2 protein-coding genes are annotated in these 16392 nt (G+C 75.2%); both read right to left on the minus strand.

What is annotated here, in order from left to right; translation table 11 throughout:
* Positions 1-21 precede the first annotated feature (21 nt).
* Positions 22-5556, minus strand: coding sequence for an SDR family NAD(P)-dependent oxidoreductase (locus tag ACIHEJ_RS01035; protein WP_400131768.1), 5535 nt, complete (start codon positions 5554-5556; stop codon positions 22-24).
* A complete protein-coding gene (locus ACIHEJ_RS01040; RefSeq protein ID WP_400131126.1) occupies positions 5553-16322 on the minus strand; it encodes an SDR family NAD(P)-dependent oxidoreductase in 10770 nt (3589 codons plus the stop codon). The genes ACIHEJ_RS01035 and ACIHEJ_RS01040 overlap by 4 nt, the downstream gene beginning before the upstream one ends.
* Positions 16323-16392: the final 70 nt, after the last annotated feature.

The raw sequence follows: 16392 nt of genomic DNA on the forward strand, positions 1-16392 counted from the left end.
GGTAGCAGTGCGTGACCAGAGTCAGAGAGAGCCGAGCTCTTGGTCGATCAGGTCGAACATCTCGTCGTCGGTGGCGGCGTCGATCCGGTCGAGATCGAGTTCGGCGCCGCGGTCTGTGCCGGGGCCCGCGTCGGCGGCGTTCGCCGTGGCGCTGCGGTGGGTGTCGGTCCACTTCCAGAGCAGCGCCTTGAGCCGGGCCGTGACCTTGTCCCGCACCGCGTCCTGCGGGGCGAGCGCGGCGAGCTGTGCCTCCAGCCGGTCCAGTTCGCCGAGCACGGACGGAGCCGCGGCGGCGAGGTCGAGCACCAGGTCCTTGTGCAGGAGCCGGGCGATCGCAAGGGGGTTGGGGTGGTCGAAGACCAGGGTGGGCTTGAGCCGGAGCCCGGTCGCGGCCTTGAGCCGGTTGCGGAGCTCCACGGCGGTCAGGGAGTCGAAGCCGATGTCCCGGAAGGCCGTGGTGGCCTCGATGCGGGCGGCGGTGGCGTGGCCGAGGGCGGCCGCCGCCTGGTTGCGCACCAGGTCCAGCAGGGCTTTCTCCTGGTCGGCCGCCGGCATCCCGGCGAGGCGGCGGGCCAGGGCGGGGGTCCCTGCGGCCGCGGCGTCGCCGGACACGGCGCCGGTGTCGCCGACCAGGCCGCGGAGGACGGCGGGCAGCAGGCCGGCGCGGGCCGTGCCGCGCAGTCCCGGTACGTCCATCCGGACCGGCACGGTCACCGGCCGGTCCACGGTGAGGGCGGCGTCGAACAGGGCCAGCCCCTCCGCCGGGGTGAACGGCACGACTCCGGCCCGCCCCATCCGGTTGCGGTCGGCGTCGGTGATCCGGTCGCCCATGCCACCGTTGTCCGTCCACAAGCCCCACGGCAGCGAGGTGCCGGGCAGACCCGCGGCCCGGCGTTGCCGCGCCAGGCCGTCCAGGAAGGCGTTCGCGGCGGCGTAGCCGGCCGCACCGGCGCTGCCCAGCACTCCGGCCAGGGAGGAGAAGAGCACGAACGCGGAGAGGTCCAGGTCCCGGGTCAGCTCGTGCAGGTGCAGCGCCCCGTCGGCCTTCGGCCGCAGCACGGTGTCCAGGCGTTCCGGGGTCAGGGCGGTGACCACGCCGTCGTCCAGGGCCGCCGCCGCGTGCACCACGGCCACGAGCGGGTGCTCGGCCGGGACCGACGCCAGCAGTTCCGCGAGGGCGTCCCGGTCCGCGATGTCACAGGCGGCCACGTCGACGTGGGCGCCCAGCTCGGCGAGGGCGGCGACGAGTTCGCCGACGCCTTCGGCCGTGGGGCCGCGGCGACTGGCCAGCAGCAGTCTGCGTGCGCCGCGTTCGGCGACGAGGTGCCGGGCGAGCGACCGTCCGAGGCCACCGGTCGCCCCGGTGAGCAGCACGGTCCCCTCGGGGTCCCACGCGTGACCGGTGGGCTCCTCGGGCGGGGTGGTGATCCGGGCGAGGCGCGGCACGTACAGCTTTCCGTCGCGCACCGCGGCCTGCGGCTCGTCCAGAGCGGCGAGCGCCGCGGCCAGCGCCGGGTCGATGCCGCCGTTCGTGACCGAGTCGTCCGCGTCGACGAGGAGGAACCGGTCCGGATGCTCGGTCTGGGCCGACTTCACCAGACCGGAGACCGCTGTGTGCGCGAGGTCCACGGCCGGACCGTCCAGTTCGACGGCTCCGCGTGTCAGCACCACGAGCCGCGCGTCGGAGAACCGCTCGTCGCCGACCCACTCCTGGATCACCGACAGCACAGCGGCCAGCAGCCCGCGCGTCGCCGCGGCGGCGTCGCCCTCGCCCGGGGCGCAGGGCAGGAGGACGTGGGCGGGCGTGGCCGCACCGCCGTCGACCGCATGGCGGAGCGCGTCGAGGTCGGGGTGGGAGCCCTCCTTGCCGAGGACCGCCCACTCCGCTCCGGGAGCGGGGGCGGGAACGGAAGTCGCGGTGTGCTCGACCCAGTCGACCTCGAACAGCCAGTCCTGGTGTGCCACGCGCGAGGCCAGCACCTGCTGCGGGGACATCGTCCGCGTCCGGACGCACGCGACCGAGGCGACGGGAGAGCCGTCGGCGTCGGACAGTTCGATCGCCGCCGCGTCGTCTCCGACGGGCCGGACGCGTATGCGTACGGCCCCCGGACCCGGAGTGTGCACGGACATGCCGCTCCAGGCGTACGGCATCAGCACCTCGCCGGGGTCCTCCGCACGGTCCGACGCCGGCACGCCGAGGGCGGCTTCCAGCAGCACGGGGTGCAGGCCGTAGCGGTCCGCCCGGTCCCGCTCCGTGACGGGCAGGACGGCCTCGGCGTACAACTCGTCCCCGGCGCGCCAGGCGGCGCGCAGGCCCGGACGGTCCTCGACGTCCATGGGTTCAGCGCCCGTCGGCGGCCAGAGAACCATGTCGAACTCCGGTGCCGGAGCGTTCCGGGTGAGCTCTCCGGTGGCGTGACGGACCCACGGCTCGCCGGCGCCGCCGGCAGCGGGCCGGCAAAAGACGCGCACCGAGCGCCGGTCCGGGTCGTCGCCCGCGCCGACCTGCACCTGGATGCGGACGGCGCCCTGTTCGGCCAGAACCAGGGGGGCGTCCACGTCCAGCTGTTCCAGGTGCGGGAACCCGGCCTGCCGTCCCGCGGACAGGGCGAGCTCGACGAACGCGGCGACCGGCAGCACCGGCACGCCACCGACCATGCGGTCCGCGATCCAGGGCTGGTCGGCCGGCGACAGCCGGCCGGTGAACAGCAGGTCCTGCGCCCCGGCGGTCTCCACCACCGCACCGAGCAGGGCGTGGCCGGGAGAGTCCAGGCCCGCCGAGGAGACGTCGGGCGCCGCCGTGCCTTCGAGCCAGTAGCGCTCGCGCTGGAAGGCGTACGTGGGCAGGTCGACACGCCGGGCGCCGAGGAACAGCGCCCGCCAGTCCGGGGAGACGCCGTGGGTGTGCAACTGCCCGACGGCATGGGTGAGCGCCTGGGGTTCGGGGCGGTCGGTGCGCAGGACGGGAACGGTGACGAGGTCCGCGTCGTCGTCGAGGCAGCCCTGGGCGAGGGCGCTCAGCACACCGCCGGGGCCCACCTCCACGAACGTGGTCACACCCAGCTCGTGCAGGGTCTCGACACCGTCGGCGAAACGCACAGCCTCCCGGACGTGCCGCACCCAGTACTCGGGGGTGTACGACTCGGCCAGGCGGCCGGTGAGGTTCGATACCACCGGGATCCGCGGCTCGCTGGAGGCCAGCCCGCCGACGACCTTCGCGAACTCCTCCAGCATCGGCTCCATCAGCGGCGAGTGGAACGCGTGACTGACTTTCAGGCGGGACGTCCTGCTGCCCTGTCGGGCGAAGATCTCGGCGACCTCCAGCACGGCATCCTCGGCTCCGGAGACCACGACGGACCGAGGGCCGTTGACCGCCGCGATGCCCACCTCGTCGGTCAGGTGCGGCAGCACCTCTTCCTCGGCCGCCTGCACCGCGACCATCGCCCCGCCCGCAGGCAACGCCTGCATCAGCGCGGCCCGCGCCGACACCAGCCGCGCCGCGTCCTCCAGCGACAACACACCCGCCACGTGCGCGGCCGCGACCTCGCCCACCGAGTGACCGGCCACGTAATCCGGCCGGATGCCCCACGACTCCAGCAGCCGGAACAGCGCCACCTCGACCGCGAACAACGCCGGTTGGGTGCAACCCGTCCGGTTCAGCTCCTCCGAGTCCACATCGACCGGCGCGTCCAGCAGCGCACACACCTCGTCGTACGCCGCCGCGAACACCGGGTAGGACGCGTACAGTTCGCGTCCCATACCGATCCGCTGCGAACCCTGACCCGAGAACAGGAACCCGACCTTGCCCCGGCCGGCCCCTGCCCGCCCCGTCACCACCTGTGCCGCGGGCTCGCCCGCCGCGAGGGCGGCCAGCCCCGCGCGCAGCTCCTCCCCGTCGGCGCCGACGACCGCCGCCCGGTGCTCCAGCGCCGAGCGGCCGGCCGCCAGCGAGAACGCCACGTCGGCAGGTGACACGGCCGCGAGGTCCGGGGACGACAGCAGTCGTCGTGCCTGCTCCCGCAGCGCCTGCCCGGTCTTCGCGGAGAGTACCCAGGGCACGACCGTGGTCCGGGCCCGCGTCAACTCCTCGGTCCCGCCCCCGCTCTCGGTCGTCCCCGCGGCCGGGCCCTCCGCCTCCGGTTCGGGCGCCTGCTCGAGGATGATGTGCGCGTTGGTGCCGCTGATCCCGAACGACGAGATCCCGGCCCGGCGAGGGCGGTCCGTCTCCGGCCACGCGATCGCCTCGGTCAGCAGCTCGACCGAGCCGGCCGACCAGTCGACCCGCGGGGTCGGCCGGTCCACGTGCAGCGTCTTCGGCAGCATGCCGTGCCGCATCGCCAGCACCATCTTCATCACACCGGCGACACCCGCCGCGGCCTGCGTGTGGCCGATGTTGGACTTCAGCGAGCCGAGCAGGAGCGGCCGTTCGCGGTCCTGTCCATAGGTCGCCAGCAGCGCCTGCGCCTCGATCGGGTCGCCGAGGTTCGTGCCCGTGCCGTGTGCCTCGACGGCGTCGACCTCCTCGGCGGACAGCCGGGCGGCGGCCAGCGCTTCGAGGATCACACGCTGCTGCGAGGGACCGTTGGGCGCGGTCAGGCCGTTGGACGCGCCGTCCTGGTTGACGGCGCTGCCCCGGACGACCGCGAGCACCGTGTGGCCGAGCCGGCGGGCGTCCCGCAGCCGCTCCACGAGCAGCAGACCGGCGCCCTCGGACCAGGACGCGCCGTCCGCCGCCGCCGCGAAGGACTTGCAGCGGCCGTCGGGGGCGAGCCCGCGCTGCCGGCTGAACTCGACGAAGGCGCTCGGGCCCGCCATGACCGTCACGCCGCCGGCCAGCGCCAGGGAGCACTCGCCGCCCCGCAGCGCCTGCACGGCCAGGTGCAGGGCGACGAGCGAGGACGAGCAGGCGGTGTCGACGGTGACCGCGGGGCCCTCGAAGCCGAAGGTGTAGGCGATGCGCCCGGAGGCGACACTGCCGGAGTTGCCGGTGCTCATCAGCCCCTCCACCCCTTCGGGGAGGGCGCCGGGCGTGAAGCCGTAGTCGTGGTACATCAGGCCGGCGAAGACGCCGGTGCGGCTGCCCTTGAGGCCGGCGGGGTCGATGCCGGCGTGCTCGAAGGCCTCCCAGGCGGTCTCCAGCAGCAGCCGCTGCTGCGGGTCCATGGCCAGCGCCTCGCGCGGCGAGATCCCGAAGAAGTCCGCGTCGAAGTACGCCGCGTCGCGCAGGAACCCGCCCTGCCGGGTGTAGACCTTGCCGGGCCGTTCGGGGTCGGGGTCGTAGAGCGCGTCGACGTCCCAGCCGCGGTCCTCGGGGAACTGGGAGACGGCGTCCGTGCCCTCGGCCAGCAGCCGCCACAGCTCCTCGGGGGAGCCGACGCCTCCGGGGAACCGGCAGCCCATGCCCACAATGGCGATGGGCTCCTGGTCACGGGCCTCCAGCTCGCGCACCCGCCGCCGGGCCTGGCGCAGGTCGGTGGTGGCCCGCTTGAGGTACTCGCGGAGCTTGTCTTCGTTCATCATCGGTGTTGCCCGCCCCTTTTGGCCTGCGCGGTTCAGGAGATGCCGAGTTCGTCGTCGAGGAGTTCGTACAGTTCCTCGTCGCTCGCCGAGCTGAGGTCGTCTTCGTGCTCGTCCGCGCCGGTGCCTGGCGGACCGGCCGGATCGTTCCCGTTCCAGCGGGCGAGCAGCGCCTGGAGGCGCACGGTGATCCGGGTGCGGGTGGCATGGTCGACGCCGTCCGCGCCGGCGCCGTCGAGGGCGGCGGCGAGCCGGTCGAGCTCGTCGAAGGCCGCCGCCGTCCCGGCCGTGCCGCCGGGGAGGTCCTTCAGCACCCGCTGCGCGAGCAGCGCGGGCGTCGGGTGGTCGAAGACGAGCGTCGCGGGCAGCCGCAGGCCGGTGGCGTGGTTCATCCGGTTGCGGAGCTCCACCGCGGTCAGCGAGTCGAAGCCCAGGTCGCCGAAGGCCTGGTCGGGCTGGACGGCCCTGGCCGAGCCGTGTCCGAGGACGGCGGCGACCTCGGCGCGGACGACGTCCAGCACGGCCTCTTCGCGCTCGCCCTCGGGCAGGCCCGCGATCCGCTGCGCGAGCGGTACGGAAGCCGCCCGGTCCGTACGCCGCGCCCGGCCGCCGACGAGTGCCCTCAGCAGCGGCGGCACCGGGGCGGTCGCGTTCCGCAGGGCGGCGAGGTCCAGTCGTGCCGCCACCACCAGGGGTTCCTGCAGCGCGAGCGCGGCGTCGAGGAGTTCCAGGCCGTCCTCGTCGGACAGCGGCAGCACGCCGCCGCGGGCGAGCCGGGTCCGGTCGGCGCCGCCGAGGTCCTCGGTCATGGTGCCGGTGCGCTGCCACAGACCCCACGGCAGCGACACCGCCGGAAGTCCCTGGGCCCGGCGGCGGCCGGCGAAGGCGTCCAGGAAGGCGTTGGCCGCCGCGTAGTTGGCCTGGCCGGGGGTGCCGAGCGTGCCCGCGAGCGAGGAGAAGACCACGAACGCCGACACGTCGCCCGCCAGTTCGTGCAGGTTCAGCACCGCGTCCGCCTTGGGGCGCAGCACCGTCTCGAGGCGTTCGGGTGTGAGCGAGCCGATCACACCGTCGTCGAGGACGCCGGCCGTGTGCACCACGGCCGTCACCGCAGTGCCGGACAGCGCCTCGGCGAGGGCGTCCCGGTCGGCCACGTCGCAGGCGGCCCAGAGCACCTCGGCACCCGCGGCGGTCAGTTCCGCCGCCAGCTCCGCCGCCCCCTCGGCGTCCGCGCCGCGCCGGCTCACCAACAGCAGGCTGCGCACGCCGTGCGCGGCGACCAGGTGCCGGGCGACGAGCCCGCCCAGCGCACCGGACGCGCCGGTCAGGAGCACCGTGCCGGTCCCGAAGTCCGGGGTGGCCCGCGGGGCGTCGGCGGCGGCCCTGGCGAGCCGGGGCAGCAGGAGTGTGTCGCCGCGCAGCGCCGCCTGCGGCTCCCCGGAGGCGACGAGCCGGGGTACGGCCGTCGCCGCGACGCGCTCCGCGTCCGTGTTCACCTCGGCGTTCACCTCGGCGTTCGCGTCGGTGTCGAGGAGGACGATGCGGTCCGGGTTCTCCGACTGCGCCGACCGGACCAGCCCCCACACGGCCGCCTGCACCGGGTCGCCCGCTGCCGCGTCGTCCCCGGCGGCGACCGCGCCGCGGGTCACCAGCACCAGGCGGGCGGCCCGGTCCTCGGCCAGCCACCACTGGATTAGCCGGAGCACCTCGGCGAGGACGACCCGGACCCGTTCGGGGTCGGTGCCCGACCCGGCCGGGCAGGGGACGACGACGGCGTCCGCGTCCGCCTGCGCCCCGGTCTCGGCCGCGGGGGCGGCGACGAGGTGGGCGAAGTCGTCGTAGGCCCGTACGGTCGGGGCGCCGGCCGGGGCGGCGAGCGGTGCCCACTCCACGGTGAACAGGGAGTCCCGGGAGCTCGTGCGCAGCTGCTCGGCCGAGACCGGGCGCAGCGTCAGCGACTCCACCGACATGACTGGACGGCCCGTGCCATCGGCGGCCTCCAGCCGTACCGTGTCCCCGCCGGCCTGGGAGAGCCGTACCCGCAGGACGGCCGCTCCGGTTCCGTGCAGCGTGACGCGGGACCACGCGAAGGGCAGCAGGGGCCTGTCGGCGGCCGGTACGAGGCCGCCCGCGCCCAGCGCGTGCAGCGCGGAGTCGAGCAGGGCCGGGTGTACGCCGAACACGTCCGCGTCCGCCTGCGCCCCGTCGGGCAGGGCGAGTTCGGCGTAGACAGCGTCGTGGCCGCGCCAGGCGGCACGCAGCCCCTGGAAGAGCGGACCGTAGCTCAGGCCGAGGCCCGCGAGACGGTCGTAGAGGCCTTCCAGGTCCACCGGCCGGGCGTCGGCCGGGGGCCAGCTGCCCAGGTCGGTGCCCGCGGGGGTGGTGCCGGTGGCGAGGACTCCGGTGGCGTTGCGGATCCAGGGGCCGTCCCCGGCTCGCGAGTGCACGCTCAGGGGGCGGCGCCCGGAGTCGTCCTGGGCGCCGACGAGGACCTGGAGCGCGACACCGCCGTGCTCGGGCAGCACGAGCGGTGCGTGCAGGGTGAGTTCCTCGGCCAGGTCGCAGCCGGTCTCGGCCGCGGCGTGGGCGGCCAGTTCCACGAAGGCCGTGCCCGGCAGCAGCACCGTGCCCAGCACCGCGTGGTCGGCCAGCCAGGGCTGGGCCTGCAGGGACAACAGCCCGGTCAGCAGGTGACCGCCCGCGTCCGGCAGTTCCACCGCCGCACCCAGGAACGGGTGGTCGGCGGTGTCCAGCCCGGCCGCTCGTACGTCACCGGCCTGAGCGTGCGCCTGCAGCCAGTACCGCTCGTGCTGGAACGCGTAGGTCGGGAGGTCGACGCGGCGTGCCCCCGGCAGGACGGCGTCCCAGTCGACGGCGACGCCGTGCACGTGGGCCTGGGCCAGGGACTGCAGCAGCCGGTGCCGTCCTCCGTCGCGGCGGCGCAGCGTCGGTACGACCGCGGCCTGAGCCCCGGCGGCCTCGATGGCGTCCTCGATGCCCGGCAACTGGACGGGGTGCGGGCTGACTTCGACGAAGACGTCGTGCCCGTCGGCCAGAGCGGCCCGGATCGCGTCGTGGAACCGCACCGTCTGCCGCATGTTGCGGTACCAGTAGCCGGAGTCGAGCTCGTCCGCGTCCAGCTTCCCGCCCGTCACCGTGGAGTAGAAGGCCACGGACCCGGGGAGCGGGCTGATGCCGGCGAACCCCTCACTCGCCTGTGCTTCGACGCGTTCGATCTGCGGCGAGTGCGCGGCGTAGTCGACGGCGACCCGGCGGGCCTGGACGCCTTCCCGTTTGCAGTGCGCGAGGAGTTCCTCCAGGGCGTCGGTGTCCCCGGAGACCACGACGGTCCCGGGCCCGTTCACGGCGCCGACGCCGAGGCGGCCGGGCCAGCGGCCGATCAGTTCCCGCACCTCCTCGTCCGGGAGCGTCACCGAGGCCATGCCGCCACGGCCCTGGAGTTCGCGCACCGCGAGGCTGCGCCGCGCCACGATGCGCGCCCCGTCCTCCAGACGGACCGCTCCGGCGATCACCGCGGCGGAGACTTCGCCCTGGGAGTGTCCGACGACGGCGTCGGGGGTCACTCCGAAGGAGCGCCACACCTCGGCGAGGGCGACCGTCATCGCCCACAGCACGGGCTGCAGCACGTCGACCCGGTCCTGCTCGACATCGGTCGTGCCGCGCAGCACCGCGGTCAGCGACCAGTCCACGTGCGGCGCGAGGGCGCGCTCGCACGCGGCGATCCGGTCGCGGAAGGCCGGGGAGGTGTCCAGCAGTTCGGCGGCCATGCCCACCCACTGCGACCCCTGCCCGGGGAAGACGAAGACGGTCTTGCCGCCGGTGCGTGCGGTGCCGGTCACCACGCCGGGCGGTGTGGCGCCGCCGGCGACACCGGCCAGTCCCCGCCGGAGCTCCTCGGGGGTCTGCGCGACGACCACGGCCCGGTGTTCGAAGGCGGCCCTGGTCGTGGCCAGCGAGTACGCCACGTCGGCCGCCGCTGCCGCCTCACCGTCGTCGCTGAGATCGCCGTCGTTGTCGCTGCCGTTGTGGTCCAGGAAGGACGCGAGGCGGGCGGCCTGCGCCCGCAGCGCCGCTTCGGTCCTGCCGGAGAGCACCCACGGCACGGCCGCTGCGGAATCGGACGCCGACGGGGGTTCCTCGGTCGCGGGGGCCTGTTCGATGATGGTGTGGGCGTTGGTGCCGCTGACGCCGAAGGACGACACCGCGGCACGGCGCGGGCGGTCCGGCGCCGGCCAGTCGACGGCCTCGGTCAGCAGCCGGACATCGCCCGCCGACCAGTCCACGTGCGGCGTCGGCTCGTCCACGTGCAGGGTCTTCGGGAGGACGCCGTGGCGCATGGCCATCACCATCTTGATCACACCGGCCACGCCCGCCGCGGCCTGCGTGTGACCGATGTTGGACTTCAGCGAACCCAGCCACAGGGGCTGTCCCTCGGGCCGCCCCTGCCCGTACGTGGCGATCAGCGCCTGCGCCTCGATCGGGTCGCCGAGCCGGGTGCCCGTACCGTGCGCCTCCACGGCGTCCACATCGGCCGGAGCGAGCCCGGCCGAGGCCAGCGCCTGCCGGATCACCCGCTGCTGCGCGGGTCCGTTGGGCGCGGTCAGACCGTTGGACGCGCCGTCCTGGTTCACCGCGCTCCCCCGCACGACGGCCAGGACCTCGTGGCCGTTGCGCACGGCGTCGGACAGCCGCTCCACCAGCAGCAGGCCCACGCCCTCGCCCCAGCCGGTACCGTCGGCACCGGCCGCGAACGCCTTGCACCGGCCGTCGGGCGACAGCCCGCGCTGGCGACTGAACTCCACGAAGACCGTCGGGCTCGCCATGACGGTGACGCCGCCGGCCAGCGCCATCGTGCACTCGCCGTTGCGCAGGGCCTGGACGGCCAAGTGCAGGGCGACGAGCGACGAGGAGCAGGCCGTGTCGATCGTGACGGCGGGGCCCTCCAGGCCGAAGGTGTAGGACACCCGCCCGGAGGCGACGCTGCCGGATCCTCCGGTGGTGAGCAGGCCCTCGACACCCTCGGGCAGTTCGCGCGGGCCCTGGCCGTAGTCGTGGTACATCAGGCCGGTGAAGACGCCGGTACGGCTGCCCCTGAGCGTCGCCGGGTCGATCCCGGCGCGTTCGAACGCCTCCCAGGACGCCTCCAGCAGCAGCCGCTGCTGCGGGTCCATCGCCAGGGCCTCGCGGGGGCTGATGCCGAAGAAGCCGGCGTCGAACTCGGCCGCCTCGTGCAGGAAGCCGCCGTCGCGCGCATAGGTCGTGCCGAGGCGCTCGGGGTCGGGGTCGTAGAGACCGTCGACGTCCCAGCCGCGGTCGTCGGGGAACCGGGAGATGCCGTCCCGGCCGGAGGCCACGAGCCGCCACAGGTCCTCCGGCGAGCGCACTCCGCCCGGGAGGCGGCAGCTCATGCCGACGATGGCGATCGGCTCGTCGGCGGCGGCCGCGGTCTGCCGCGCCGAGGCCCCGGCCGGGGCGGTCGGGGCCTCGCCGAGGAGTTCGGTGCCGATGTGCCGGGCGAGGGCGGCGGGGGTGGGACGGTCGAAGACGAGGGTGGCGGGCAGGCGCAGGCCGGTGACGGTGGACAGCCGGTTGCGCAGCTCCACGGCCGTGAGCGAGTCGAAGCCCAGGTCCTGGAAGGCGTGCGCGGGCTGGACGGCCCGGGGTGTGGAGTGCCCGAGCACGGCGGCGACCTCGCCCCGGACCAGGTCGAGGAGGGCCGCGTCGCGCTCGTCGGCGGCCAGCCCGGCGAGGCGCTCGGCCAGGGATCCGGTGGCGGCGCGCCGGGCGGTGCCGCGCAGTGAGCCGCGGACGAGTCCGCGCAGCAGGGCCGGTACGGTTCCCGCTGCCCGGCTCCGCAGGGCGGTGGTGTCGAGGCGGACCGGTACGAGCACGGGTTCGTCCGAGGCGAGCGCCGCGTCGAACAGCCGCAGGCCGTCCTCGGTGGACAGCGGCAGGACACCGGAGCGTGCCATCCGCGACCTGCCCGCCTCGTCGAGGGCGTCGGCCATCGCGCCCTCCTGCTCCCACAGGCCCCACGCCAGCGAGACCGTGGGCCGCCCCTGGGCGCGGCGGTAGCGGGCGAAGGCGTCGAGGAAGGCGTTGGCCGCGGCGTAGTTGCCCTGGCCGGGGGTGCCGAAGACGCCCGCGGCGGAGGAGAACAGCACGAACGTCGTGCCCTCGCCGGTGAGTTCGTGCAGGTTGAGCACGGCGTCGGCCTTCGGCGCGAGGACGGCGCCGACGCGGTCCGGGGTCAGCGCGGCGATCACGCCGTCGTCGAGCACGCCTGCGGTGTGCACGACGGAGTCGACCGGGGTGGCCCTCAGCAACCGGGCGACGGCGTCACGGTCGGCGAGGTCGCAGGCCGCCCACGTCGCTTCGGCGCCGAGCGCGGCGAGTTCGGCCTCCAGGTCCGCGGCGCCCGGGGCGTGGGCGCCACGGCGGCTGACGAGCAGCAGCCGGCGCACGCCGTGCCCGGTCACCAGGTGACGGGCGAGGGCTCCGCCCAGCGCGCCGGAGGCGCCGGTGAGCAGCACCGTGCCGAGGCCGCGGGCAGCGCCCTCGGCGAGGGCGGACGCGATGCCCCCGGCGGGGGCGGCGGCCGCTTCGTCCGCGGGGCCGGTTGCCGCGTCCCGCGGTGCCGGGGAGGCGGCGCGGGCCAGGCGCGGTGCGCCGGCCTGTCCGTCGCGGACGACGACGTGGGGCTCGCCGGACAGCACGGCGCCGGGTACGAGCGCGGCCGCCTCGTCCGGGTGGTCGGTCTCCAGCAGCACGATCCGGCCGGGATTCTCCGCCTGGGCCGAGCGCACCAGTCCGCCCGCCGCGGCGTGGGCGAGGTCGTCACAGCGCGCCACCAGCACGAGGCGCGACGTCCGGTCCTCGGCGAGCCAGCGTTGCACCAGCCGCAGCACCTCGGTGGTGACCGCACGGACCCGCTCGGCCTCGGTGGCCCCTTCCGGGCCGTCGGGGCAGGGGACCACGACCGCGTCCGGCTGCGACGGCCCGTCGGCCCCGCCCAGTGCGGCGATGTCCGGGACGTACGCGATCGCCGTCCCCTCCGCGTCGCCGGAGGGCAGGGTCAGCGGCACCGGCTCGACGGTGAACAGCGGGTCACCGGAGCGCGTGCGCAGCCGCTCGGCCGACACCGGGCGCAGTGTCAGGGATTCGACGGACGCCACCGGCTCGCCGGTGCCGTCGGCCACCAGCAGGGACACCGTGTCCGTACCGGCCGGCGCCAGCCTGACCCGGACGGCGGACGCGCCCGTGGCGCGCACGGACACCCCGGACCAGGCGAACGGCAGGAGCGGCCCGTCCACCCCGGCCACGAGGGGCCCGTCCACACCGCCCGCGCCGATCGCGTGCAGCGCCGCGTCCAGCAGCGCCGGGTGCAGGAGGAAGGACCCGGTGTCCGTGCCGTCGGGGAGGGCGACCTCCGCGAAGACTTCCTCGCCCGCCTGCCAGGCGCTGCGCAGTCCGCGGAACGCCGGTCCGTAGGTCAGGCCGAGGGCGGCGAGCCGGTCGTAGAAGCCGTCGAGGTCGACCGGCTCGGAGCCCGTCGGCGGCCACGCCGTGAGCGTCCCGCCTGCGGCCGCGGCGCCCGCCTCCTCGGTCCCTTCGCTCCCTTCGCCGACGAAGCCCGTCGCGTGGCGCACCCACGGCAGGTCGGCGTCGTCCTCGGGGCGCGAGTGCACGGTCAGCGGCCTGCGGCCGGTGCCGTCGGCCGCGCCGACCCACACCTGAACCGCGACGCCGCCCTGCTCGGGCACCACCAGGGGTGCTTCGAGGGTGAGGTCCTCCAGCAGCGCGCAGCCGGCCTCGTCGGCGGCACGCACGGCCAGTTCGACGAACGCCGTGCCGGGCAGCAGGACGGTTCCGAGTACGGCGTGGTCGCTCAGCCACGGGTGGGTGCGCAGGGACAGCCGTCCGGTCAGCAGCCGCTCGTCGCCGCCGGCCAGGGAGACGGCGGCGCCGAGCAGCGGGTGTCCGGCCGAGCCCAGGCCGGCGGCGCGGACGTCACCGGGAGCGGCCGGTGAGGTGTCGAGCCAGTAGCGCTGGTACTGGAAGGCGTAGGTGGGCAGGCCGACGCGGCGGGCGCCCGGGAAGAAGGCGTGCCAGTCCGGGGAGACACCGTGTGCGTGCAGTTCGGAGACGGCGGCGACGAGTGCGGCCCGCTCGGGGCGGTCGGCGCGCAGGGCGGGCACGGTGACCACGTCGCCGTCCAGGCAGCCCTGGGCGAGGGCGCTCAGCACACCGCCCGGTCCGATCTCGACGAACGTGGTCACACCCAGCTCGTGGAGCGTGCGGACGCCGTCGGCGAAACGGACCGCCTCGCGGACGTGCCGGACCCAGTACTCGGGCGTGTAGGGCTCGGCCGGGCGACCTGTGAGATTGGAGACGACGGGGAGCTGCGGCTTCTCGAAGGTCAGGCCGTGGACGACCTGCGCGAACTCCTCCAGCATGGGGTCCATCAGCGGCGAGTGGAACGCGTGGCTGACCTTCAGGCGGGAGGTTCTGCGGCCCTGCCCCTGGAAGATCTCGGCGATCGCGGTGACCGCTTCCTCGGCTCCGGAGACCACGACGGACCGCGGGCCGTTGACCGCCGCGACACCGACGCCGTCGGTCAGGTGCGCCAGCACTTCCTCCTCGGTCGCCTCGACGGCGACCATCGCCCCGCCGGCGGGCAGCGCCTGCATGAGGCGGGCACGGGCGGACACCAGCGCCGCCGCGTCCTCGAGGGACAGCGCCCCGGCCACGTGCGCGGCCGCGATCTCGCCGACCGAGTGACCGGCCACGTAGTCCGGCCGGATGCCCCACGATGCGAGAAGCCGGAACAGGGCGACCTCGACCGCGAAGAGCGCGGGCTGGGCGGCGCCCGTGCGGTGCAGTTCCTCCGAGTCGACGTCGACCGTGGCGTCCAGGTGCGCACAGACCTCGTCGTACGCGGCGGCGAACGCCGGGTACGACGCGTACAGTTCGCGGCCCATCCCCAGGCGCTGCGAACCCTGGCCGGAGAAGAGGAACCCGACGCGCCCCCCGGTGCCGGAGAGGCCGCGCGCGACGCCCGGGGCCGGGGAGCCGGAGGCGACGGCCCGCAGCCCCGCGGCGAGTTCCGCCGGCGTCCCGCCCTGGACCACCGCGCGGTGCTCCAGCGCCGTGCGCGTCGTGGCGAGCGAGAACGCCACGTCGAGCGGGGGGACTTCGGCGTCCATGCGGGACAGCAGGCGTGTGGCCTGTGCGCGCAGGGCCTCCTCGGTCCTGCCGGAGATCACCCACGGCACCGGTCCGCCCTCGGCCGGGCGCGCGGCCTCGGGTACGACGGCCGCAGGGGCGACGGCCTCCGCGCTCTGCGCGCCTTCCTCCGGAGCTCCAGCGGCCTCGGCGTCCGGTGCGAACGCCTCGGCCGACGGGGCCTCCTCGATGATCGTGTGCGCGTTGGTGCCGCTGATCCCGAAGGAGGAGATGCCGGCCCGGCGCGGCCGGTGCGACGCCGGCCACGGCGTGCGCTCGGTGAGCAGCCGTACGGCGCCCGCCGACCAGTCGACGTGCGGGGACGGCGCGTCGACGTGCAGCGTGCGCGGCAGTTCGCCGTGGCGCATGGCCATGACCATCTTGATGACGCCCGCCACACCGGCCGCGGCCTGGGTGTGGCCGATGTTGGACTTGATCGAGCCCAGCCACAGCGGCTCGTCGTCGGGACGTCCCTGCCCGTACGTCGCCAGCAGCGCCTGCGCCTCGATCGGGTCGCCGAGTCGGGTGCCCGTGCCGTGCGCCTCCACCACGTCGACCTGGGCGGTGGTCAGCCGGGCAGCGGCCAGGGCCTGGCGGATCACCCGTTGCTGGGAGGGGCCGTTGGGCGCGGTCAGGCCGTTCGACGCGCCGTCCTGGTTGACGGCGGAGCCCCGGACGACCGCGAGCACCTCGTGCCCGTTGCGGCGGGCGTCCGAGAGCCGCTCCACGAGCAGCAGGCCGACGCCCTCGCCCCAGCCGGTGCCGTCGGCACCGGCCGCGAAGGCCTTGCAGCGGCCGTCGGGCGCCAGTCCGCGCTGACGGCTGAAGCCGACGAAGGTGGCGGGGCCGACCATCGCGGTGACCCCGCCCGCCACGGCCAGCGAGCACTCGCCGTTGCGCAGTGACTGGACGGCCAGGTGCAGGGCCACCAGGGACGACGAGCAGGCCGTGTCGACCGTGACGGCCGGGCCTTCCAGGCCGAAGGTGTAGGCCACCCGGCCGGAGGCGACACTGCCCGAGGTGCCCGTCCCCAGATAGCCCTCCAGGTCCTCCGGGGAGTTCTGGAGGGCGGCGAGGAACTCGTGGTTCATGACGCCGGCGAACACGCCGGTCCTGCTGCCCGCCAGCGAGGCGGCGTCGATGCCGGCCCGCTCGAACAGCTCCCACGACGTCTCCAGGAGCAGCCGCTGCTGGGGGTCCATGGCGAGCGCCTCGCGGGGCGAGATCCCGAAGAGGCCGGCGTCGAACCGTGCCAGGTCGCTCAGGAACGCGCCCTCGCGGGCGTAGCTGGTCCCGCGGGACTCCGGGTCCGGGTCGTAGAGCGCGTCCAGGTCCCAGCCGCGGTCGGCGGGGAACTCCGCGACCGCGTCGCGGCCGTCGGCCACCAACTCCCAGAGGTCCTCGGGCGAGTCGACCCCGCCGGGGTACCGGCAGCTCATCCCGATGATGGCCACCGGTTCGCCGGCGGCGTCCTCGTGGTCACGAAGGCGCCGCCGGGTCTCCTGGAGATCTGCGGTGACTCGCTTAAGGAAATACCGGAGCTTGTCCTCGTTCGCCACCGAAATCGTCCCTCACCCCTGCGAAGAATTGACGGAATTGGGCAAGGGGTCACCGGGACGCGCCGGAGCG

The organism is Streptomyces sp. NPDC052301, assembly GCF_044593395.1.
Lineage (GTDB): Bacteria > Actinomycetota > Actinomycetes > Streptomycetales > Streptomycetaceae > Streptomyces.